Below are 19,514 nucleotides of genomic sequence, written 5' to 3' on the forward strand. Positions count from 1 at the left end.
AAACTTCCAGCGGTGCTGCCCACTAGTGCGGTGGTGTCAATGCTTGCGGTTGCTTGAGTGGGGGTGCCTAATAATAAAACCAATAAGATTGGTAGTGTTAGATTGATAGATTGTTTGAATGAATAAGTCATTGTAAGTCTCTTTGTAGTGCCTCTAATTGGGCTTTGATGTCATCTAGTCTAGTTTGTTGGGCTTGACGCTGGGCGTCTAATTGAGCTTGCTCAGCTTTGCTCAGCTTTATTTTGGGTAAATCAAGTCCTGCAATCAAGGCATCCATTTTTGCAACAATGGCATCACCTGTGGCGATTAAATCATCGGTTTCTTTGAGTTTTTCTGGGTCTAATGGGGGCAGGGGTTTGGGGAATCCCGGAGGTAGGCGTGGGTCGGTGGTATTGACGGTGTTGGTTTGGTTTGGGTTAAAAGGGTCGTTGTTGTTTGGTTTATTTTGTTTGTTGTTGAGCGTTGTTTTTGGTGTGTCCGATGGCGTGTTTAATTGTGTGTTGTTTGGGGTTGTGCTGGTGTTAGAGGTGTTAAATACTGATGTATCGGACTGCTCTGGGTTGCTAATATTAAGCGAGGTGATTAAGCCTGCTATGGCAATAATGATAGTGGTGGCAATTAAGGTTTTTTGTTGTATTTGTGTCATAACTTTTAGATTATAAACTAAAATTTAGAGAATTACAATACTTTGTATCAAACTATTTCACCAGTTTTAACGACAGCGATTTATTACCAGTTGTTAATGTCTTTGTTTTCTTCGGTGCCACCAGAGACGCCATCAGCGCCGTAGGTGTATAAATCAAAAGATTTGGCGTTGTGTACACCTGGGTTTAAGTAAATATAATCTCTATTCTAGGGGTCTTTGGGTGCTTTGTCTAACAGAGCGAGAGAAGGTTTTTGTTTAATTTACACTGATTCCTTTATAATTAGTGGGTTTTGGTTGAATTATGCAAAGGTTTCATTTAGGCATTCTTATGCAACGCATTTATTGCAAAATGGCATTGATATTCGTACAATTTCTGAACTTTTAAGGCATAAAAACTTACAAACTACGATGATTTACACCTATACTGTTAAAGCATTAAATCAGAATATCGTTAAAAGTCCGTTGGATTTTTAAACAAACTTTTTATTATTATGAATTTTTCCAAAACATTGATTGCACTTAAACAAAAACACCTTTATCGTTCGGTTAAAGTGGTGGATGGTGCTTGTGTGGATTTTTGCTCGAATGATTATTTGGGGTTAAAAAATCATCCGCAAGTGATTGAAGCGCTTAAGCGAGGGGCAGATCAATATGGGGTCGGGTCGGGTGCATCGCACTTGATTAGTGGGCATACTCAGGCTCATGTTGAGCTGGAGGAGGTATTGGCTGATTTTGTGGGGCAGGAGAGGGCACTGTTATTTTCAACGGGTTATGTGGCAAATATTGGGGTGTTTTCTGCATTTAAAGATCAGCTTGATTGGGTGTTGCAGGACAAGCTTAATCATGCCTCGCTGATTGATGCCAATCATTTAATTGGCTTGCCGCTGCAGCGCTATTTGCATAATGATATTGAATCACTTGAAAAAAAGCTTGCCAAACAATTAGGGCAGGGGTTGATTGCCACTGATACGGTTTTTAGTATGGATGGTAATCAGGCAAATATTGATGCGCTGGGTGGTATTGCACAAAAATCGGGGGCAGTTTTGATGCAGGACGATGCGCATGGGTTCGGTGTGTTTGCGTCTAATATTCCTAAAGATTCAATTTACATGGCAACGCTGGGCAAGGCGGCAGGCACAATGGGGGCTTTTGTGGCAGGGAATGGGAATTTAATTGATTTTTTAGTGCAGAAATCACGCCCTTATACCTACACAACAGCGATTGCGCCGGCTTTATGTGTGGCAACATTACAAAGCTTAAAGCTCATTAAACAAGGCGAACAACAGGCACAATTGCACAGTAATATTGCTTTTTTCCAAAAGTTTTCACAAGCACTTGGTTTGCCAATTACTCAATCAAACAGCGCTATTCAGCCGCTGATTATTGGCGACAACGAGACAACACTTAAAATTGCTCAAACATTGCTTAAAAATGGATTTTTGGTCGGTGCTATTCGTGCGCCTACCGTGCCAAAAGGCACAGAGCGTTTAAGAATTACACTAAGTGCCAAGCATACGCAAAGCCAGATTGAACAATTGCTAATGCACATCAAAAATGCTTTATAGTCAAACTGTTGGTCAAGGAAAAGACTTGGTGCTGCTGCACGGCTGGGGTTTTAGTGGTGAGCTGTTTAATCTTTTAATTGAACAATATAAAAGCCAATACCGGATTACCACGATTGACCTGCCTGGGCATGGGCGCAGCGATGTTGTTAGCGGTGGGTTGAGTGAGTGGTGTGATGAAATTATTAAAATCCTGCCAAACAATCCAATACTACTGGGCTGGTCGTTGGGCGGATTGTTGGCAATAGGCATTGCTAAAAAAACCGAAGTATCTGGACTTATTTTGCTTGCCTCTTCGCCTAAATTTGTGCAAACTAAGGATTGGGTTTATGGCATTGAAGCGGATAATTTTCATCAGTTCGCTGACGCTTTATCACTTAATTTGTCTAAAGGGCTTAGGCGTTTTGTTAGTTTGCAAACGCAAAACAAGGCGCAATTAAAATCACTTAATCAATCTATTGACGCACTGCCTGCAAGCCCTAAAGCACTTAATCAAGGCTTGGATATTTTATTAAACAGTGACTTGCGCCATCAATTTAAGCAATTGCAAATACCCGTGCAAATTATCTTAGGCAATCGAGATACTTTAGTCCCTATTGATATTGCTCAATGGTATGAGCAGCAGAACATTCCCGTTAGCGTATTTGATACTGGGCATTTGCCTTTCCTACATCAGAACTTTAAACTGAGTATAATTTAAGCCATACGCAAACTTTGGAGAAATCAATGAGCGCACTTGTTGGTGTTATTATGGGGTCAAAATCTGATTGGCCGACCATGAAAAATGCAGTGGAGATGCTAAAAGAGTTTGGTGTCCCTCATGAAGTGAAAGTGATATCAGCACATCGCACCCCTGATTTGATGTTTGAATACGCCAATACTGCCAGCGAACGAGGGCTAAAGGTTATTATCGCAGGCGCAGGCGGGGCAGCACATTTGCCGGGTATGGTGGCAAGTAAAACTATCGTGCCAGTGTTGGGCGTGCCTGTTCAATCACGAGCGCTTAGTGGGCAAGATTCTCTGCTGTCTATTGTGCAAATGCCGGGTGGTATTCCTGTTGGTACGCTTGCGATTGGTGGAGCAGGCGCTAAAAATGCTGGTATCTTGGCTGCACAAATTATTGCCAATGAAGACGAGGCTGTAAGAGGCAAAGTAACGGACTTTAGAGTCAAACAAACACAAAGTGTTTTAGATAATCCTAACCCTCAAGATTAAATGAAAATTGGCGTTTTAGGTGCAGGTCAACTAGGTAGAATGCTTGCTATTTCAGGCTATCCTCTCAATCATCAGTTTGGTTTTTCGGGTAATACTCACAACGAGCCTGCGTCATTGCTTGGGCGTATGTTTGCACTTGAAGACAATACCGATAATGTTAATTCTTTGGTTGAATTTGCCGATGTGATTACTTTCGAGAGTGAAAACACCGATGTGGCAGTTGTTAAAGAAATCAACAAAACCGTTACAGTCTATCCGAGTGAAAAATCACTCTTCATTACTCAACATCGTGGCCGTGAAAAGGCGTTATTTGACCAATTAAATATCCCCTGTGCACCTTATCAAATGGTTAATTCTGAGATGGATTTAAGACAAGCACTTGAGAACATTGGCTTACCAGCTATTTTAAAAACAGCAACCGAAGGCTACGATGGCAAGGGTCAATTTTTGATGCGTGATGCCAGTCAAATCACCGAAGCGTGGAGCAGTATGAATGGTGTTGAGTCAGTTTTAGAGGGGTTTGTTGATTTTAAGCGCGAACTCTCACTGATTGCCGTGCGTGGTATCAACAACGAATACGAATACTATCCTTTGGTTGAAAATGACCATCATGAGGGTATCTTGCGATTGAGCGTTGCCCCTGCACGAAATATTGACAAGAGTGTGCAAAAAATTGCCGAACACTATATGCAAACTTTGCTTGATGAAATGGATCATACTGGCGTTTTAACCATTGAATTATTTGAAACAAAAGATGGGTTAGTGGTCAATGAAATGGCACCTCGTGTGCATAATTCTGGGCATTGGAGTATTGAAGGTGCCAACACTTCACAGTTTGAAAACCATGTGCGTGCTATTACAGGTATGCCGCTCGGCGATACCACGCTTACCCATCCGTTTTGTGCAATGATTAATATTATTGGCAAGACTGGCGATACTGATATTGTGCTAAATATAGCGAATGCACATCTACATTTATACGATAAAAAAGAGCGTGCTAACAGGAAGTTGGGGCATATTGCTATTATGGCGAATTCTCAGGATGAATTAGACGCAAGTATTAAAAAGTTAAAAAACTTCTTGCCTTAGTTGTTTTTTTAAGTTATTTAGCCAAAGCGTTTTTCTAGATAGGCGATAATTTCAGAAGTTTCAAGCATCCACTCAACTTTATCGCCTGTGGTGATTTTCAAACAAGGTACTTGTACTTTGCCTGTTTTTTTGAGTAATTCTGCTCTAAAAACACCTTTTCTATTTTGTGCATCTCGGGTGATAATTTTAAGATTTAAGCGTCTAATTGCTCTTCTGGCTTTAATACAAAATGGACAGCCGAAAAATTGATATAACTCAATATTGGCAGTTTGCCCGTCTACTTCTTGCTGCTGCTCAACACTTCGCTTGACTTTGTTTACTGGGATTAGCCAGCTAATAAGGGCAATAATTGCACCCAATCCATTTCTAAAACCTTTTAATAATAATTTCATTTTTGCTTCCTTGCCTTGTGGGCAATCAATGTGTTTTCTAATAATGTGGCAATTGTCATCGGTCCAACGCCACCCGGTACTGGTGTAATCCAGCTGGTAACTTCTTTAGCGGTATCAAAATCCACATCGCCAACTAAGAAACCATTATCCAGTCTATTGATGCCAACATCAATCACAATTGCACCAGATTTAATCCAATCGCCTTGAATCATTTTTGGAATACCAATAGCCACTACAATAATATCGGCTTGCTTGAGTTTGCCGGATAGATCTTGGGTTTTGCTGTTGCAAATGGTTACTGTGGCACGAGCGTTTAACAGCTCGCATGCCATTGGCCGCCCCACAATATTTGATGCACCTACAACCACACAATTCTTACCGACTAAATTCACGCCAGTAGCCTCAAGCAGAGTTATTACGCCTTTAGGTGTACAGGGGCGTAAAAAAGGTTTGTTTTGCATTAATTTCCCGATATTTTCACTGTGAAACCCATCCACATCTTTTGCCGGATTGATGGTTTCAATCACTTGATTGGCATCTAAGTGGCTTGGCAATGGTAATTGCACTAGAATACCATCAATAGCATCATCATTATTCAGGCGCTCAATTTCAGCCAATAATTCTGCCTGAGTGATGTTCGCTGGTTTGTTGATTTTTTCAGAATAAAAACCCACTTCCTTGCAAGCGTTGTCTTTATTGCGCACATACACGGCAGAGGCAGGGTCATCGCCTACTAAAATCACTGCCAGACCCGGTTTTCTCTCAAGTAGTGCCACTTGATTGGCGATGATTTGTCTTAAGTCGTGTGCAATTTTTTTGCCGTCAATAATCATGCTAACACCTTCCTTACTTTTTCTAAATCTGCTTGCGTATCTACGCCGAAACCTACAGATGCACAAGCCTTGCCAATGTGTATATCAAATCCTTCATTTAGTACAGTTAGTTGTTCTAATTTTTCCACTTGTTCGTAACTTGAGCTTTTCATAGTTAGATACTGCTTGACAAACCCTGAACGATAAGCATAAATACCGATATGTTTAAAACAAACCTCAATATTGAAGTCCACTTCTTCTCGGAAAGCAGGAATCGGCGAGCGTGAAAAATACAACGCCTTGCCAAATTTATCAAATACCACTTTCACACAATTTGGGTCTAGATATTGTGCTTTATCCGTTACCCTTTCGCACAGCGTTGCCATCTGCATTTTTGAATCAAGTAAATTTTGTGCCACTTGCTGGATAACTTTTGCGTCCAACATAGGTTCATCACCTTGCACATTTACAATAATTTGCTCATCGTCAATGCAAAGAGTTTCTAGCACCTCGGCAATACGAGAAGTGCCTGAGGTGTGTTCGCTGCTTGTCATACAAGTAGTTGCGCCAAAAGCATTGGCAACGCTTTGTATGCGCTCATCATCGGTGGCAATAATCACATTAGATGTACCGCTTTTTTTGGCATTTTCATAACTGTGTTGAATCAGTGGCTTACCGTGAATATCTTGTAATAATTTAGTATTCAATCGACTTGATGCGTAGCGGGCAGGGATGATAACGGAAAAATCCATCAGTTTGTTTTTCTTGCCTCATCAACAAGTAAAACAGGAATACCATCAACAATAGGGTATGCCAAGCCGCTAGTCTCACAAACCAATTCATTCCCTGCTTGTTTGAGTGGCGCTTTGCTTTGTGGGCAAACCAATAATTTTAATAAAGACTCATCAATCATAATTTAGCATCCAGTTTTGTCAAAAAATCATCGCTTAAATTAACCTCAGAATGCAAATACCACATCTGTTGCGTTGCGAATTGCCTACATTTTACACAATCCTTGGCACTCATAATAATTGGATAATCCTCGGTAAAGTTTAAATCTTCTTGAGTGAAGGCATAATGGTCGGCAAATGCATGAGGTTTTACTGTTACACCAAGCTCAGACAGAGTGTCAAAAAAGCGCTGAGGATGTCCAATACCTGCTACGCCATAGCAAGTTTGATTGTTAAAAAAATCAAGTGCTTGCGTTGCACCTGTGGACAAATTAATGAATGTTTTTGGCGTTAATTTTGATGAAAATTCACCGCTGTGCTGTGCACCATTGTTAATCACAAAATCAACGCTATTTAGCTTTGTAATCGATTCTCTTAGCGGACCCGCAGGCAGAAAAAAACCATTGCCAAAACGCCGTTTACCATCAATTACAGCAATCTCAACACTACGCCCCATGGCGTAATGCTGTAAGCCATCATCGCTAATAATAATATCCACCTTATGCTGGGTGATCAAATCTCTCACTGCTTGCGCACGATTTTTATTCACCATAACTGCCACTTTAGCCTGCCAATATATCAACATTGGCTCATCTCCCACTTCATCAACCTTTGAATTTTTATCCACCAATTGAGAAGCCGGGCTTCTCAATTTTCTGCCGTAACCTCGTGAAACTACGCCGACTTTTTTACCTTGTTGTTTGAAATGCTCAACTAAGGCAATCGCAATGGGGGTTTTGCCTGTGCCGCCGACGGTGATATTGCCTACCACCACCACAGGTGTGTCAAAATTATGTGCGGTCAATAAACCAGTGTGGTAAAGTTGTTTTCTAACAAGCGATAACAGATAAAAAATTGCCGAAAATGGCAGTAATAAATAATTAACAAAGCCTTTCGTGTTTAAGTCAATAATCATTATCAGATTGGTATTTTTTCTCAGTAAATTTCAGCACGCCTGCGGCAGCCGACAAGATTAAAATTGAAGTAACCATAATAATTAAATTAAATTTATCATTTACCACCAAAGACTTCATATCAATCACTAGGAAGCGGGTGATGGCAGTAATGGCAATGAAGATTAAAAAAACAACGGGCATTCTGTGAGTTTTAAAGTAAATACCCGTCATTGCCCCTAATTCCAAATAAATAAACAGCAGTAAAATATCCTTAAGTGAGGCAAAACCTGATTCATGCTGCATAATCTGTAAATATTCATGTGTGGCTGACCATACAATGGTACCACCAACTATGAACAAGCCAACAATATGAAAAACTTCAATCATCGTGTTACCTAATTGGTCAATTTTATTTTTGATATTTATATTTGTCATCTATTTCTCCCTTTTTTTTACTTTTAAAGCGCTAATTATGACAAAATATCAGCACCATGAGTATCGAATTTAAAATTTCTAGCCAATATTTACGCTCTAGTCGTAAAAAAGGCTTTGTTTCTTTCATTTCTGGCGTCTCCATTGTTGGGTTGGTGCTTGGTATGATGACGATGATTACCGTTTTATCAGTGATGAACGGTTTTCATAAGGAGTTGCGTGATAGGGTGTTAGGTGCCATTTCACATTCCTACATTTCAGAATATGGCGGAAAAATCGAACATTGGCAAGAATTACAAGTGAAAATTAACCAGCACCCGAATGTGGTTGATACCTCACCTTACATACAAAAATACGCACTTATTAACACTCCATTTGGTTCTCAAGGCATTAGTGTCAGGGGAATTAAGCCAAAATTAGAAAGGAAAACTTCTGTTTTGTTGGATAATATAAAATCTGGTAATATCGAACTGGGTAAATCTAGTGTTTTAATTGGCACGGGCTTGGCAACGGAATTAGGCGTAATCATAGGCGATAAAGTTACCTTGTTGATGCCACAATTATCTGTCAATATTCTCGGTATGCAACCAAGGTTCAAACGCTTTACTGTGACGGGTATTTTTGATGCAGGTATTGCTGAATATGACAATAATCTGGCTTTTATCAGCCTTAATCAGGCGCAATTATTATACGCAATGAAGGGCAAAGTCTCCGGCATCCGGCTAAAAGTGGATGATTTATTTAATGCCAAAAAAATCACCAACGAGGTAATTGATGCTCTAAATTCTGGGAAATACTATGGTGCTGATTGGACACAACAGAAGGCTAATTTTATCAAGGCACTCAACCTAGAAAAACAGATGATTGGCATTATATTGTCCCTGATTATTGCCGTGGCTGCGTTTAATGTTGTTTCAATGATGGTAATGGTAGTTACTGACAAAAAAGCCGATATTGCCATTCTCAGAACCATTGGCATGACCCCCAAACGCATTGTGAAAATATTCTTTTATCAAGGTATTACTATTGGCATCATTGGTATCATTATTGGCACGATATTAGGGGTTGCGCTTGCGCTTAATATAGAATCTGTGATTGGTACAATTGAGTTAATATTGGGCTTTCAATTTTTCCCTCAAGATGTGTTTTATATCAATCGTTTCCCCTCTGAAATTCATTTGAATGATGTGATTGCTGTTGCAGTTAGTGCTTTTATTTTGGTGGTGATTGCCTCTATTTATCCCGCAAAACGCGCAGGAAAGCTGCAAATCTCAGAGGTGCTAAACCATGAGTAAAATTATTGAATGTAGAGATTTAGGTTACAACTACAATAATGGAGAAATTCAAACGCCTGTATTAAGCACACTAAATTTAGAAGTTAATCAAGCAGAATCAATTGCCATTGTTGGGCAATCGGGCTGTGGTAAGTCCACCTTGCTTAATTTGTTGGGCGGTATGAGTCAGCCTAGTACTGGAAAAGTGACCATAAATGGGTCTGATTTATCGCAATTAAACGAAGAGGAAATTACACTTATTCGTGCACAGTGCTTAGGTTTTGTGTATCAATTTCATCATTTGTTAAAAGATTTTAGCGCCTTAGATAATGTAGCGATGCCACTACTCATTCAGGGCGATGATACACAAACAGCACTGAAAAAATCCAGTAAATTGCTGGAAGATATTGGCTTGCAAGACAGGCTCAATCATCAACCTTCAGAATTGTCTGGTGGTCAGCGACAACGAGTTGCCATTGCACGAGCTTTAATCAATAAGCCGAGCGTGTTACTGGCTGATGAACCCACAGGCAATTTAGATGCAAAAAGCGCAAAAGAAGTTTTGGGCTTAATGATGGAGCTCAATCAACAGCAAAAATCGGCTTTAATTCTAGTTACTCATGATATGAGTATTGCAAAAAAAATGGATCGATTTTTAACTTTAGAAAACGGAACGCTAGTATGAACATACATCAAATGCAACTGTCTTATTCAAGCCAAGAAGATAGGCTTATTTTGAGTATTAACAGCAAAGAAAACGAAGAAATGCGCCTGTTTTTAACGCGTCGAATTGTAACATCATTTTGGGATATTCTTAACCGAACCATTGACCATACTTCAACTAATAAACCTAAACTCAATGATATGCAAAAAATACCTGTTACACCTATACCACAAAACGCAGGGAAAGAAGTAACACCTAAGCAGATGGAACAACAAATGGAACAACAAATATACCATCAAAATATCATTAGTGAAAGTGACTATAAAACCCCTTTTAATAAAAGTGACAAATTTCCAATGGGTGAAGCACCTATCTTGGTAGAGAAAATCACTATTAATACTTATGAAGACGGTAATATTATGTTCGTTTTTAAAAGTATTCACGGGAAGGATATTAGTCTTAATCTTAACTTGCAAATATTACACAACTTATCTGATTTATTGACTAAAGTAATGCCAGCTACTGAATGGAATATTACTTTAATGAGTAAAACCAATGTGATGGTTCATGAGGAAAAAAGTAACGCATCGTTGCACTAATAGAAATCTTTGTACAAAGGCACTATTTTATAAAGACCTTTTGTTGAAACAAAAAAACAGTTAAACTATAGTTTTGATTTGTGTAATTTATTAATACTGTCGGAATTTTGTTCAGTTACTTTATTCAAAGCAACTGATAAGCCTAATTTTTGTTCATCAACTCAACAATAACAACAGAATCAATTAAACTTGATGAAATTAGCGCATCATCACTTAATTTTTAACAATTAACCTTTGAATAATATCTTTAATAACTTCTTTCATAGGCTTATACTGGTGCCTACTTTGGTTAAAATATTTTTCTCATCAACATAGCACAATGTCGGTACATAATTTTTAACTTCAGTTTCATTATAACTGGCATAAGAAGCAATAATCAATAAATCGCCAACATCTGCCTTATGCGCCGCTGCACCATTTACTGAAATCACACCAGAATTGTCTTTGCCACGAATAGCATAGGTGGTAAAACGATTGCCATTGTTAATATTGTAAATTTGGATTTGTTCAAAAGCACTAATGCCCGCCGCATTTAATAAAACGCCATCAATTTCACAAGAACCTTCGTAGTTTGCCTCGCTAGCAGTGGTGGTTACACGATGAAGTTTGGATTTTAAAAATGTTCTTTGCATACTAAAGGTTACGAACGAATAATTTGACTGTCTAATTTTTCCATTTTGTATTCCATATGCACTAATGAACTTTAAAGTATTCCGCTATTCGAAAAGATGTTATTCCCTCTACATTAGATATATGCGCCATTCTATTTGAGAACTCATAGGGAATCAATAGCTCAATTGCCGCTAACACTGTCTCTCTCGTAAGATGAGAATTTTCTATTTTTTGACTAACCAAACCACTTGCTTTTTTGTAATATTGATTAGGTAAAAATTGTACATCAATCACATCGTTCTCGTTAATCCATTCTTGAATAGTATTGTCCATTTTCTCCTCCTATAATACATAAAACACAGTCAATTAATTTGATATTGTAGTAAATTAAAATTTATAAACGCTAACTTTTTATAAAGATCTGATTACCCTAAAAATTGAATCATGATGCCAGCAGCAATGGCTGAGCCAATCACACCTGCAACATTTGGACCCATGGCATGCATTAGCAAGAAGTTATGTGGATTTGCCTCCAAGCCTACTTTGTTAGAAACGCGTGCCGCCATCGGCACGGCAGAAACACCTGCCGAGCCAATCAAAGGATTGATCTTATTTTTACTAAAGATATTCATTAATTTTGCCATTAGTAATCCACAAGCTGTGCCAATAGCAAAAGCTACCATACCTAGCACCAAAATACCCAAGGTTTCAGGCTGTAAGAACTTGTCGGCCATGAGTTTTGATCCTACTGCTAAGCCCAAGAAAATAGTTACAATATTAATCAAGGCATTTTGCGTAGTGTCGCTTAGACGATCAACCACGCCTGATTCTTTCATTAAGTTGCCAAAAGTAAACATACCTAATAACGGTGCTGCATCTGGCAATAATAATGCCACCAACATTAGCAACATAATTGGGAAAATAACCTTCTCAGTTTGAGACACTTCTCTGAGTTGCACCATCTTAATTTTACGCTCTTTCTCTGTGGTGAGTAGGCGCATAATCGGCGGCTGAATAAGTGGCACTAAAGCCATATAAGAGTAAGAAGCCACCGCAATTGCACCCAACAGGTCGGGGGCAAGCTTTGAGGCAACATAAATACTGGTAGGACCATCAGCACCACCAATAATACCAATCGCAGCAGCATCGGTGAGACTGAAATCAAAAATTCCGATTGCTGTTAAACCAATAGCGCCCAGTAAAGTTGCAAAAATACCAAATTGTGCCGCTGCACCTAAAAGCAGGGTTTTTGGATTGGCAAGCAAAGGCCCAAAATCGGTCAAAGCACCTACCCCCATAAAAATAATCAACGGGAACGCACCTGACTCAATACCCACTACATAAAATATATGCAAAATGCCACTACCTTCAGCAATGCCTGCACTAGGGATATTTGCTAAAATTGCACCAAAACCAATCGGTAGTAATAACAATGGCTCAAATTTTTTGACTATTGCTAAGTATAAAAGCAACATACCTACGGCCAACATTAGCCCTTGCCCCCACGCCATTTGTTGCAAGCCTGTATTTGACCAAAGTATATTTAATTGTTCCATAATTAATTATGCTATGCTTAACAAAGTTTGACCTACTGTAACTGCATCCCCTTCTTTGACATTAATATTAGTAACTACACCACCTTTGGCAGATCTGATTTCAGTCTCCATTTTCATTGCCTCCAAAACAACCAAAACATCGCCTTCATTAATTTGTTGTTGTGGCGACACCATAACTTTCCAAATATTACCAGAGAGTGGCGCACTAATGTCTTCCCCATCTTCTGTGGGTGTACTGCCAGTGATTTCTTTTTCTGTTGGTGTTGCCGCTGGCGTACTGGTATCAGAAGCCGCTTTCATAGAGGTAATGTCACCACCCGCAGAGACATCAACCTTGTAGGAAGTGCCTTTAAATGAAACTGTGTAACTACCATCTTCGCTGATGTTATTTGTATTGTTGCTTGCTTGTGGCACTGTCTCAAAGAAATCAGGGTTATTACGATTTTCTATAAAATTAATACCCACTTGTGGAAACAGTGCATAAGTTAATAAATCATCAATTTTGTTATCAGCCAAAGTCAAGCCTTTTTGTGCAACAATTTCGTCAAATGCTTGTTCAAGGATATGCATTTCTGGTGCGATATTATCGGCAGGTCTACAAGTGATAGCTTGAGCGCCATCCAATACCTTGTCTTGCAGGGTTTTGTTTACTGGTGCTGGTGTTGCGCCATACTCACCTTTAAGCACACCAGCAGATTCTTTGGTAATAGTTTTGTATCGCTCACCTGTTAAGACATTCAAAACTGACTGTGTGCCAACGATTTGTGAAGTGGGTGTTACCAGTGGAAGATAGCCTAAATCTTTACGCACACAGGGAATTTCAGCCAAAACTTCATCCATTTTGTTCAGTGCGCCTTGTTCACGCAGCTGGCTTTCCATATTGGTAAGCATGCCACCGGGTACTTGGGACAGTAAAATTCTTGAATCTACCCCCTTTAGAGAGCCTTCAAACTGTGCATATTTGATACGAATAGGTCTAAAATAAGCATCAATTTCTTCCAATTTTTTTAAATCCAGTCCTGTTTTTCTTGGGCTATTTTCTAAAATAGACACCACAGAATTAGTGGCACTGTGCCCGTAAGTCATGCTCATTGAGCCAATTGCAGTGTCTACACGGTCAATACCCGCCTCTACTGCTTTGATAATACTGGCAGTGGAAAGCCCTGTGGTAGCATGAGCGTGCAACTGAATAGGAATGTCAATTGTTGCTTTTAATTGTTTGACCAAATCGTAAGCCACATACGGCTGCAACAAGCCTGCCATGTCTTTGATACACAGAGAGTGTGCGCCCATATCCTCAATTTTTTTTGCCATGTCAATCCAAGTTTGCATATTATGCACTGGACTAACCGTATAAGAAATTGTACCCTGTGCGTGCTGCCCTAGCTTGACTGTTTGATTGACTGCTGTTTTAAGATTGCGCATATCATTCATTGCATCAAAAATACGGAACACACTTACACCATTCTCAGCACAGCATTCAACAAACTTACGCACTACATCATCACTATAATGACGATAACCTAATAAATTTTGCCCTCTTAGTAGCATTTGCTGAGGTGTGTTAGGCATCACTGCTTTGATTTCACGAATTCTATCCCAAGGGTCTTCGCCTAAATAGCGAATACATGAATCAAAAGTTGCTCCGCCCCATGATTCCATTGACCAATAACCAATTTTGTCTAGTTTGTCAGCGATGGGTAGCATATCGTCAATACGCATTCTGGTGGCAAATAAGGATTGGTGTGCATCTCGGAAAACAAGCTCGGTAATTTCTACCTTTTTGGTGTTTTTAGGACTGGATTTTTGACCAATATTTCTTAAAAAATCTAGCATAATCTTTACGCTCCTCTGTGCATCTTAATAGCTTGTTCAATGACAAATTTAGTCTCTTCGTTTAACTCGCTCTTTGCCTCGCAGCAGTGATTTTTTTCAACTGCAATGGAATTTTTCTTTATTTTTCCAATAACAATTGACATAAATTTGGTAACAAACACCAGTAAAGTTAAAAACAGAAATACAAAACCCATACCAAAAAAGGTTAGGTTAAGTGCTTCTGTCATTAAGTCTGTTTGTTCCATATTCTTCACTTTAATTTAATTTGGTACCGATGGACGGGGTCGAACCGTCACTCCCGAAGGAACTGGATTTTGAATCCAGCGTGTCTACCAATTCCACCACATCGGCTTTATTTTTTATTTATGTCTAAAGGTAATTCTACCCTTAGTCAGGTCGTAGGGTGTCATTTCAACGGTAACTTTATCCCCTGGCAAAATACGAATATAGTGCTTACGAATTTTGCCAGAAATATGAGCCAATACACTGTGCCCATTTTCTAACTCAACCGTAAAGGTGGTGTTGGGTAATTTCTCCTTAACCACGCCTTCTAACTCAATGTAATCACTTTTTGACATATATATTTAACTCAACGACTTTCAAAATAAAAAAATCATTTTACCTGATTGTTACGCCTTAGGTACAAAAAGGGAAAGACGATAGCATTATTGAAATACGCTATAATTAGCATATTTCTTTAACCACTTTCAGTATCAATGAAAATAAGTTTTGAGTTTTTTCCTCCACGAACAGAACAAGGTAGACAAGCTTTAGCACAAGTTCGCCAAGAATTAATCACTATTCATCCAGAGTATTTTTCTGTTACTTTTGGTGCAGGCGGCACAACACAAGAAGCGACACTGGAAACGGTATTGGATATTCAAAAAAATAATGCCATTCCTGCTGCACCTCATTTATCCTGTGTCGACTCAAAAAAAGAAAACATCATCAAATTGCTTAACCAATATAAAACGGCGGGCATCAATCGCATTGTTGCGCTTAGAGGCGATATCCCATCTGGTGTGCGTGATATTGGCGATTTTCATTATGCCAACGAATTGGTTGAATTTATTAAATCACAATACAACGACCACTTTCATATTAAAGTGGCAGCTTATCCTGAAATGCATCCACAGGCTAAGAATATTCACACCGACTTAGCGCATTTTGCTAACAAAGTAGGTGCGGGAGCAGACAGTGCCATTACCCAATATTTTTACAATGCCGATGCGTATTTTAGATTTGTAGATGAGGTGCAAAAACTTGGCATTGACATTCCAATCACGCCAGGCATTATGCCCATTACCAATTATACGCAATTGCTAAGGTTTTCCACCATGTGTGGCGCAGAAATCCCTAAATGGATTTTAGAGAGACTTAAATTGTATGAAAATGATCTTGATTCACTCAGTGCATTTGGCACAGAAGTAGTGTCTAATTTGTGTCAAACTTTAAAAGCACAAGGCGTGGACAGTTTTCATTTTTATTCAATGAATCGCGTGCAACCTTCATTAAAGATTGCCAAGCATATTAATGACTAGATTCAATCCAGTTTTGCAACTTATGTAGTGCGGCTTTGTCTTTAGAATGGCAGTGTTTTTCAAGTATTTTTAAGCGCTCAGTTAGCTCGGAAAATACCATCTCATAATGTTGATTTTTGATTTCTTCTTTATAAAGTTTAGACTTTAGATTGGTGATTACACCCATATAAGCCTGCTTATTTTTGTCATGGGTTGCCGTATCAACTTCCATTTTCATAACAGCTGCATTCTTAATTTGCTGCATTTTTTGAATGCGTTGGTCTTGCTCAGAATCTAGGTTGGTATTTGGGTATGCTAACCTTAAACTGTCTGTTGTTACATAGCCTTCGTGCGTTTGTAGTTTACCATTGTTGATTTGATTTTGAATATCAAAACGACTAATACCCAGCATTCTTGCTGCTTTAGATACACTTAATTTAATCACTTTAGTCCTCACAAAAATAAGTTATGGTTACCAAATTAACCTTATTTTATTGATTTGTCAAGTGTATTAGTACTTTATGAACTACATTGAATGGCTTTTAGTAAGCCCGTATCGCTTGTTTTTGGCGCAACTTTGATTTGACTAAACCCTGCAGACTGTGCAAAAGTTTTAATACGCTCGCCCAACACTGCTAGTGGATAGCGCTTAATTAAATTCAGCGCATCTGCATCAATTTGTTCGACCATTGACAATAATGCAGAAAGGTTTTCAACACTAGTGGCAGTGATAATACCCTGATTACTTTGCAAAAATTGTGATAAAGTTTGACGATGAAGTGAGGTAATATGACACACAACACGCTGATAGACTTCAATGTATTCAACTGTATTATGCTTTTCCAAGCCTTGCTTAAGCGTTTCTCTGCCGCCTTCACCTCGAAAAATTAAAATATTCTGATTTTTGAGTTTTTGCACCGCAGGCATTGCCAACAATGCCTCACTAGAGGCTTTATTTTTTGGAAAATCATCAACGCTTATGTTACTCTCATTCAGTTTTTTGGCAGTTGTACTGCCTACTGCAAAAATCTGATGGTAATTAATTGTTTTAAGAAGGTTTAAACCGTGTTCAACTGCATTAGCGCTAATAAAAATAACCGCATCATAGTTATTTTTTGTTGCTTTAGTGGTAATAGAATTGAGTTTCAATGTTGGAAACAAAAGAGGAGTGTTCCCGCTTTCAACAACCATAGACTGTAATTTTTCTACTTGTAAAAGCGCTCTAGTGAGTAGCACATTCACTAATTAAAGTCCCAATATTTCAGCAATAATGCGAATTTTATCCAGTGTTTCGCGTTCTGCAAATTTACAAATTAATATTGTTTTGGTATTAACATCGGCAATACTTTCAAGATAGCTACGCATTTGTTTTTCGTCCCATGTTTTGGAAGAATACAACACTGGGTATTGGTTAAAACTTAATATGCGTCCTGCAGTTTTTACCTCTTGCAAGTCTAATTTAAGTACTGAGGATGATTGAAAACAGACCTTATAGTCAGACAACACATTCATTATTGCCTTACTTGGTGCTTTGTTTACTTCACAAAATAAAATAAAATTTTGCGAGTATTCTTGCACTTCGCTAAGTAATTTTTTTAGCATTTCTGCATCTGTTAGTTGCATCTGCTCAATTGTTAATACCAGCGTAAACTCTTGCTCTTCGTCGTCTTCTATGTCGGTAAAGATTTGCTCTAAGTCTTCATCTGTGTCAATAGGTAGCGACAGAGTTTTGAAGAGTGCGGCATAATAATCAAAGCGCCAATCCGCTGGCAAATCATCTGGGTAAAAGTCGTCTTGCAAGTCTAAACCGCTACGACCAATTAAGAATTCTGTTTTATGCATAATATATATAATAGGCTCTTTTTTAAAGAAAATTGAAAAATGGATATTCTACTACCATTCGCCACTCTTTTAGTAGGTTTTACACTTTTAATTTGGAGTGCGGACACTTTTACTGAAAATGGCGCAAAAATTGCCAATATTTTTAGTATATCACCTTTGGTAATTGGCCTGCTTATTTTTGGTTTTGGCACATCTGCACCTGAGATGCTGGTGTCCGGTTTAGCGGCTATGGACGGCAAAACGGGCTTAAGTATTGGCAACGCCATTGGCTCTAATATTTTTAATATCGCTCTTGTGCTTGGTATCAGTGCCATTATCACACCTATTGAGGTGCGTAGCGAGATTTTGAAAAAAGAATGGTTGTTTTTAATGGCAGTTACAATGGTTGCTGGTTTTTTATTATGGGACAAACATCTTGGTGTGATTGACGGGCTAATTCTAGTATTTTTATTGGTTGTATTTTTAGCCCATACTTTAATAACTGCCAAAAATGCACACAGTCATGAGTTTGATAAGTTTGAACAAACTATTGATAAAGACCAAGTGAGCAAAACTTGGCTAATGCTTATTGTTGGCTTGGTGGTGTTAATTGCCAGTGCAAAATTAATCGTTTGGGGGGGTGTTAAAGCTGCACAAAGTTTTGGTGTTTCGGATTTGGTTATTGGTTTAAGCGTGATTGCGTTCGGCACCAGTTTGCCTGAGTTGGCAGTGTCTATCAGCAGTGTTTTGAAAAAACAATATGAAATGGTGGTTGGCAATGTGATTGGCTCTAATCTGTTTAATACAGTGGCTGTGCTTGCTATTCCTGGGTTAATTTACCCCTCTGCTGTAGCAGATGAAGTCATTAATCGAGATTATCCAGTGATGTTATTACTCACCATTTTGCTGTTTATCGTTTCTTACAAATTCCATAAAAAGCACATGATTAATCGTTTTGAAGGTGTGATACTGGTAAGTGTATTTAGTTTCTATATGTGGCAATTATTTTGAAAATAACCCTTTATAGTGAGGCTGAAACACTCGCTTTTGCTCAGAAACTAGCTGCTTGCACACACAATATTGAGCAAGCGCTTGTGGTGTATTTAGAGGGCGATTTAGGGGCAGGAAAGACCACCTTTGCACGAGGTTTTATCCAATTCTTTGGCTTTAATCGGGTCAAAAGCCCCACTTACACTTTGGTTGAAAGTTATCAAAATCAAACTGTTAATATCCACCATTTTGACTGTTATCGTCTGAGCGACCCAGAAGAATTGGAATACATTGGCATTCGAGAATATCTAGGAAATAATCATATTCAACTGATTGAATGGGCTTCACTGGGTTTTGGTATGATTGCCCCCGCTGATTTAATCATTGACATTAGTGGCAAAAACGACAGCAGAACATTGGCATTAAGCGCACAAAGTAACATAGGAAAAGAGTTACTACAACGCCTAGATTAACAATATTTTTAATCTCATTAATTCAAAGAGACCTTTGCATAAATATGAATAATCATCAAAAATCCACTTTTCACCCGCTTGGCGATTTTTTAAACCCAGCCTTAGCCCTGCTAGGACAAGGTTTAATAAAATCACCAATCTGGCAAAAATTGAATTTTGCTAATCATCCCTATTT

The 19,514-nt window shown here is 38.7% G+C and carries 28 protein-coding genes and 1 tRNA gene; 11 read left to right on the forward strand and 18 right to left on the reverse strand.

Annotation, left to right across the window (positions count from 1 at the left end; translation table 11 throughout):
* Window positions 1-127 precede the first annotated feature (127 nt).
* Both CRYPD_RS04540 and CRYPD_RS04545 read right to left on the reverse strand, forming a co-directional pair.
* Window positions 128-646, reverse strand: coding sequence for a hypothetical protein (locus CRYPD_RS04540; RefSeq protein WP_138146418.1), 519 nt, complete (start codon window positions 644-646; stop codon window positions 128-130).
* Window positions 647-729: 83 nt separating this feature from the next.
* Complete coding sequence (locus CRYPD_RS04545; protein WP_138146443.1) at window positions 730-840, reverse strand: type II secretion system protein GspG; 111 nt, start codon at window positions 838-840, stop codon at window positions 730-732.
* A 100-nt stretch (window positions 841-940) separates the two neighbouring features.
* Between CRYPD_RS04545 and CRYPD_RS08305 the strand changes: the two genes are divergently transcribed.
* The 5 genes from CRYPD_RS08305 to CRYPD_RS04570 are packed head-to-tail and all read left to right on the forward strand — an operon-like array spanning window position 941 to window position 4,512.
* Complete coding sequence (locus tag CRYPD_RS08305; protein ID WP_342211698.1) at window positions 941-1,120, forward strand: tyrosine-type recombinase/integrase; 180 nt, start codon at window positions 941-943, stop codon at window positions 1,118-1,120.
* A gap of 17 nt (window positions 1,121-1,137) precedes the next feature.
* The gene (locus CRYPD_RS04555; RefSeq protein WP_138146420.1) at window positions 1,138-2,211 is read left to right on the forward strand and encodes an aminotransferase class I/II-fold pyridoxal phosphate-dependent enzyme; all 1,074 of its coding nucleotides are present in this window, start codon (window positions 1,138-1,140) and stop codon (window positions 2,209-2,211) included.
* Window positions 2,201-2,908: an alpha/beta fold hydrolase gene (locus tag CRYPD_RS04560; protein WP_138146421.1), complete on the forward strand. Its 708-nt coding sequence runs from the start codon at window positions 2,201-2,203 to the stop codon at window positions 2,906-2,908. Before CRYPD_RS04555 ends, CRYPD_RS04560 begins: the two co-directional genes overlap by 11 nt.
* A 26-nt stretch (window positions 2,909-2,934) precedes the next feature.
* The gene (gene purE / locus CRYPD_RS04565; RefSeq protein ID WP_138146422.1) at window positions 2,935-3,423 is read left to right on the forward strand and encodes a 5-(carboxyamino)imidazole ribonucleotide mutase; all 489 of its coding nucleotides are present in this window, start codon (window positions 2,935-2,937) and stop codon (window positions 3,421-3,423) included.
* Window positions 3,424-4,512: a 5-(carboxyamino)imidazole ribonucleotide synthase gene (locus tag CRYPD_RS04570; RefSeq protein WP_138146423.1), complete on the forward strand. Its 1,089-nt coding sequence runs from the start codon at window positions 3,424-3,426 to the stop codon at window positions 4,510-4,512. It begins immediately after the preceding gene.
* Between the two features lie 17 nt (window positions 4,513-4,529).
* On the opposite strand, the gene CRYPD_RS04575 is transcribed toward CRYPD_RS04570, so the two are convergent.
* From CRYPD_RS04575 to CRYPD_RS04600, 6 genes are read right to left on the reverse strand one after another with little or no spacing between them, the layout of a single operon-like run.
* Window positions 4,530-4,904 carry a glutathione S-transferase N-terminal domain-containing protein gene (locus CRYPD_RS04575; RefSeq protein WP_138146424.1) on the reverse strand — a complete coding sequence of 125 codons (375 nt, stop codon included), beginning with the start codon at window positions 4,902-4,904 and terminating at the stop codon, window positions 4,530-4,532.
* Window positions 4,901-5,737: a bifunctional methylenetetrahydrofolate dehydrogenase/methenyltetrahydrofolate cyclohydrolase FolD gene (folD, locus tag CRYPD_RS04580; protein ID WP_138146425.1), complete on the reverse strand. Its 837-nt coding sequence runs from the start codon at window positions 5,735-5,737 to the stop codon at window positions 4,901-4,903. Before folD ends, CRYPD_RS04575 begins: the two co-directional genes overlap by 4 nt.
* The gene (gene kdsB / locus CRYPD_RS04585) at window positions 5,734-6,468 is read right to left on the reverse strand and encodes a 3-deoxy-manno-octulosonate cytidylyltransferase (RefSeq protein WP_138146426.1); all 735 of its coding nucleotides are present in this window, start codon (window positions 6,466-6,468) and stop codon (window positions 5,734-5,736) included. The genes folD and kdsB overlap by 4 nt, the downstream gene beginning before the upstream one ends.
* Window positions 6,468-6,629 (reverse strand): Trm112 family protein, encoded by a 162-nt coding sequence (locus tag CRYPD_RS04590; protein WP_138146427.1) that lies wholly within the window; start codon window positions 6,627-6,629, stop codon window positions 6,468-6,470. Before CRYPD_RS04590 ends, kdsB begins: the two co-directional genes overlap by 1 nt.
* A complete protein-coding gene (lpxK, locus tag CRYPD_RS04595) occupies window positions 6,626-7,582 on the reverse strand; it encodes a tetraacyldisaccharide 4'-kinase (RefSeq protein WP_138146428.1) in 957 nt (318 codons plus the stop codon). Before lpxK ends, CRYPD_RS04590 begins: the two co-directional genes overlap by 4 nt.
* Complete coding sequence (locus CRYPD_RS04600) at window positions 7,572-7,997, reverse strand: phosphate-starvation-inducible protein PsiE (RefSeq protein ID WP_138146429.1); 426 nt, start codon at window positions 7,995-7,997, stop codon at window positions 7,572-7,574. Before CRYPD_RS04600 ends, lpxK begins: the two co-directional genes overlap by 11 nt.
* Window positions 7,998-8,053: 56 nt before the next feature.
* Here CRYPD_RS04600 and CRYPD_RS04605 point away from each other — a divergent pair, with 56 nt between their 5' ends.
* From CRYPD_RS04605 to CRYPD_RS04615, 3 genes are read left to right on the forward strand one after another with little or no spacing between them, the layout of a single operon-like run.
* On the forward strand, window positions 8,054-9,289 hold the full coding sequence (locus CRYPD_RS04605; protein ID WP_138146430.1) for a lipoprotein-releasing ABC transporter permease subunit: 1,236 nt from the start codon (window positions 8,054-8,056) through the stop codon (window positions 9,287-9,289).
* The gene (locus tag CRYPD_RS04610; RefSeq protein ID WP_138146431.1) at window positions 9,282-9,953 is read left to right on the forward strand and encodes an ABC transporter ATP-binding protein; all 672 of its coding nucleotides are present in this window, start codon (window positions 9,282-9,284) and stop codon (window positions 9,951-9,953) included. The genes CRYPD_RS04605 and CRYPD_RS04610 overlap by 8 nt, the downstream gene beginning before the upstream one ends.
* Complete coding sequence (locus tag CRYPD_RS04615; RefSeq protein ID WP_138146432.1) at window positions 9,950-10,531, forward strand: hypothetical protein; 582 nt, start codon at window positions 9,950-9,952, stop codon at window positions 10,529-10,531. The genes CRYPD_RS04610 and CRYPD_RS04615 overlap by 4 nt, the downstream gene beginning before the upstream one ends.
* Window positions 10,532-10,791: 260 nt before the next feature.
* Here CRYPD_RS04615 and panD read toward each other — a convergent pair whose 3' ends face one another.
* From panD to infA, 7 genes are all read right to left on the reverse strand, one after another.
* The gene (gene panD / locus CRYPD_RS04620) at window positions 10,792-11,163 is read right to left on the reverse strand and encodes an aspartate 1-decarboxylase (protein ID WP_138146433.1); all 372 of its coding nucleotides are present in this window, start codon (window positions 11,161-11,163) and stop codon (window positions 10,792-10,794) included.
* A gap of 61 nt (window positions 11,164-11,224) precedes the next feature.
* Window positions 11,225-11,476 carry a hypothetical protein gene (locus tag CRYPD_RS04625; RefSeq protein WP_138146434.1) on the reverse strand — a complete coding sequence of 84 codons (252 nt, stop codon included), beginning with the start codon at window positions 11,474-11,476 and terminating at the stop codon, window positions 11,225-11,227.
* A gap of 92 nt (window positions 11,477-11,568) precedes the next feature.
* Window positions 11,569-12,699 carry a sodium ion-translocating decarboxylase subunit beta gene (locus CRYPD_RS04630; RefSeq protein ID WP_138146435.1) on the reverse strand — a complete coding sequence of 377 codons (1,131 nt, stop codon included), beginning with the start codon at window positions 12,697-12,699 and terminating at the stop codon, window positions 11,569-11,571.
* 6 nt (window positions 12,700-12,705) lie between these two features.
* The gene (gene oadA / locus CRYPD_RS04635; RefSeq protein WP_138146436.1) at window positions 12,706-14,535 is read right to left on the reverse strand and encodes a sodium-extruding oxaloacetate decarboxylase subunit alpha; all 1,830 of its coding nucleotides are present in this window, start codon (window positions 14,533-14,535) and stop codon (window positions 12,706-12,708) included.
* Between the two features lie 5 nt (window positions 14,536-14,540).
* Window positions 14,541-14,780 carry an OadG family protein gene (locus CRYPD_RS04640; protein WP_138146437.1) on the reverse strand — a complete coding sequence of 80 codons (240 nt, stop codon included), beginning with the start codon at window positions 14,778-14,780 and terminating at the stop codon, window positions 14,541-14,543.
* 21 nt (window positions 14,781-14,801) lie between these two features.
* Window positions 14,802-14,886 (reverse strand) — tRNA-Leu (locus CRYPD_RS04645).
* Between the two features lie 8 nt (window positions 14,887-14,894).
* Window positions 14,895-15,113, reverse strand: a complete 219-nt coding sequence (gene infA / locus CRYPD_RS04650) for a translation initiation factor IF-1 (RefSeq protein WP_010645628.1) — start codon at window positions 15,111-15,113, stop codon at window positions 14,895-14,897.
* Window positions 15,114-15,251: 138 nt separating this feature from the next.
* On the opposite strand from infA, the gene metF reads away from it, so the two are divergent.
* A complete protein-coding gene (gene metF / locus CRYPD_RS04655) occupies window positions 15,252-16,076 on the forward strand; it encodes a methylenetetrahydrofolate reductase [NAD(P)H] (RefSeq protein ID WP_138146438.1) in 825 nt (274 codons plus the stop codon).
* Here the strand turns inward: metF and CRYPD_RS04660 are convergent.
* The 3 genes from CRYPD_RS04660 to CRYPD_RS04670 form a co-directional block, all read right to left on the reverse strand.
* Window positions 16,066-16,500, reverse strand: a complete 435-nt coding sequence (locus tag CRYPD_RS04660) for a hypothetical protein (protein WP_138146439.1) — start codon at window positions 16,498-16,500, stop codon at window positions 16,066-16,068. The two genes, metF and CRYPD_RS04660, sit on opposite strands and share 11 nt — an antisense overlap.
* A gap of 74 nt (window positions 16,501-16,574) precedes the next feature.
* Window positions 16,575-17,291, reverse strand: coding sequence for a uroporphyrinogen-III synthase (locus CRYPD_RS04665; RefSeq protein WP_244610250.1), 717 nt, complete (start codon window positions 17,289-17,291; stop codon window positions 16,575-16,577).
* A gap of 9 nt (window positions 17,292-17,300) precedes the next feature.
* Window positions 17,301-17,897 carry a hypothetical protein gene (locus CRYPD_RS04670; protein WP_138146441.1) on the reverse strand — a complete coding sequence of 199 codons (597 nt, stop codon included), beginning with the start codon at window positions 17,895-17,897 and terminating at the stop codon, window positions 17,301-17,303.
* 39 nt (window positions 17,898-17,936) lie between these two features.
* On the opposite strand from CRYPD_RS04670, the gene CRYPD_RS04675 reads away from it, so the two are divergent.
* Both CRYPD_RS04675 and tsaE read left to right on the forward strand, forming a co-directional pair.
* Window positions 17,937-18,887 carry a calcium/sodium antiporter gene (locus CRYPD_RS04675; RefSeq protein ID WP_171004321.1) on the forward strand — a complete coding sequence of 317 codons (951 nt, stop codon included), beginning with the start codon at window positions 17,937-17,939 and terminating at the stop codon, window positions 18,885-18,887.
* Window positions 18,884-19,339 (forward strand): tRNA (adenosine(37)-N6)-threonylcarbamoyltransferase complex ATPase subunit type 1 TsaE, encoded by a 456-nt coding sequence (gene tsaE, locus CRYPD_RS04680; protein ID WP_244610251.1) that lies wholly within the window; start codon window positions 18,884-18,886, stop codon window positions 19,337-19,339. Before CRYPD_RS04675 ends, tsaE begins: the two co-directional genes overlap by 4 nt.
* The last annotated feature ends 175 nt before the right edge of the window (window positions 19,340-19,514 follow it).

Source organism: Bathymodiolus heckerae thiotrophic gill symbiont (assembly GCF_900180345.1).
Classification (GTDB): Bacteria; Pseudomonadota; Gammaproteobacteria; order PS1; family Pseudothioglobaceae; genus Thiodubiliella.

Bases quoted from the DNA above. Each gene is read 5' to 3' on its own strand.
- CRYPD_RS04610 (WP_138146431.1), top strand. From the start codon at position 9,282: ATGAGTAAAATTATTGAATGTAGAGATTTAGGTTACAACTACAATAAT.
- CRYPD_RS04615 (WP_138146432.1), top strand. From the start codon at position 9,950: ATGAACATACATCAAATGCAACTGTCTTATTCAAGCCAAGAAGATAGG.
- CRYPD_RS04675 (WP_171004321.1), top strand. From the start codon at position 17,937: ATGGATATTCTACTACCATTCGCCACTCTTTTAGTAGGTTTTACACTT.
- lpxK (WP_138146428.1), bottom strand. From the start codon at position 7,582: ATGATTATTGACTTAAACACGAAAGGCTTTGTTAATTATTTATTACTG.
- CRYPD_RS04640 (WP_138146437.1), bottom strand. From the start codon at position 14,780: ATGGAACAAACAGACTTAATGACAGAAGCACTTAACCTAACCTTTTTT.
- CRYPD_RS04540 (WP_138146418.1), bottom strand. From the start codon at position 646: ATGACACAAATACAACAAAAAACCTTAATTGCCACCACTATCATTATT.
- CRYPD_RS04625 (WP_138146434.1), bottom strand. From the start codon at position 11,476: ATGGACAATACTATTCAAGAATGGATTAACGAGAACGATGTGATTGAT.
- infA (WP_010645628.1), bottom strand. From the start codon at position 15,113: ATGTCAAAAAGTGATTACATTGAGTTAGAAGGCGTGGTTAAGGAGAAA.
- CRYPD_RS04590 (WP_138146427.1), bottom strand. From the start codon at position 6,629: ATGATTGATGAGTCTTTATTAAAATTATTGGTTTGCCCACAAAGCAAA.
- kdsB (WP_138146426.1), bottom strand. From the start codon at position 6,468: ATGGATTTTTCCGTTATCATCCCTGCCCGCTACGCATCAAGTCGATTG.
- CRYPD_RS04630 (WP_138146435.1), bottom strand. From the start codon at position 12,699: ATGGAACAATTAAATATACTTTGGTCAAATACAGGCTTGCAACAAATG.
- CRYPD_RS04555 (WP_138146420.1), top strand. From the start codon at position 1,138: ATGAATTTTTCCAAAACATTGATTGCACTTAAACAAAAACACCTTTAT.
- CRYPD_RS04670 (WP_138146441.1), bottom strand. From the start codon at position 17,897: ATGCATAAAACAGAATTCTTAATTGGTCGTAGCGGTTTAGACTTGCAA.
- oadA (WP_138146436.1), bottom strand. From the start codon at position 14,535: ATGCTAGATTTTTTAAGAAATATTGGTCAAAAATCCAGTCCTAAAAAC.
- CRYPD_RS04570 (WP_138146423.1), top strand. From the start codon at position 3,424: ATGAAAATTGGCGTTTTAGGTGCAGGTCAACTAGGTAGAATGCTTGCT.
- folD (WP_138146425.1), bottom strand. From the start codon at position 5,737: ATGATTATTGACGGCAAAAAAATTGCACACGACTTAAGACAAATCATC.
- CRYPD_RS04605 (WP_138146430.1), top strand. From the start codon at position 8,054: ATGAGTATCGAATTTAAAATTTCTAGCCAATATTTACGCTCTAGTCGT.
- panD (WP_138146433.1), bottom strand. From the start codon at position 11,163: ATGCAAAGAACATTTTTAAAATCCAAACTTCATCGTGTAACCACCACT.
- CRYPD_RS04560 (WP_138146421.1), top strand. From the start codon at position 2,201: ATGCTTTATAGTCAAACTGTTGGTCAAGGAAAAGACTTGGTGCTGCTG.
- CRYPD_RS04600 (WP_138146429.1), bottom strand. From the start codon at position 7,997: ATGACAAATATAAATATCAAAAATAAAATTGACCAATTAGGTAACACG.
- CRYPD_RS04575 (WP_138146424.1), bottom strand. From the start codon at position 4,904: ATGAAATTATTATTAAAAGGTTTTAGAAATGGATTGGGTGCAATTATT.
- purE (WP_138146422.1), top strand. From the start codon at position 2,935: ATGAGCGCACTTGTTGGTGTTATTATGGGGTCAAAATCTGATTGGCCG.
- metF (WP_138146438.1), top strand. From the start codon at position 15,252: ATGAAAATAAGTTTTGAGTTTTTTCCTCCACGAACAGAACAAGGTAGA.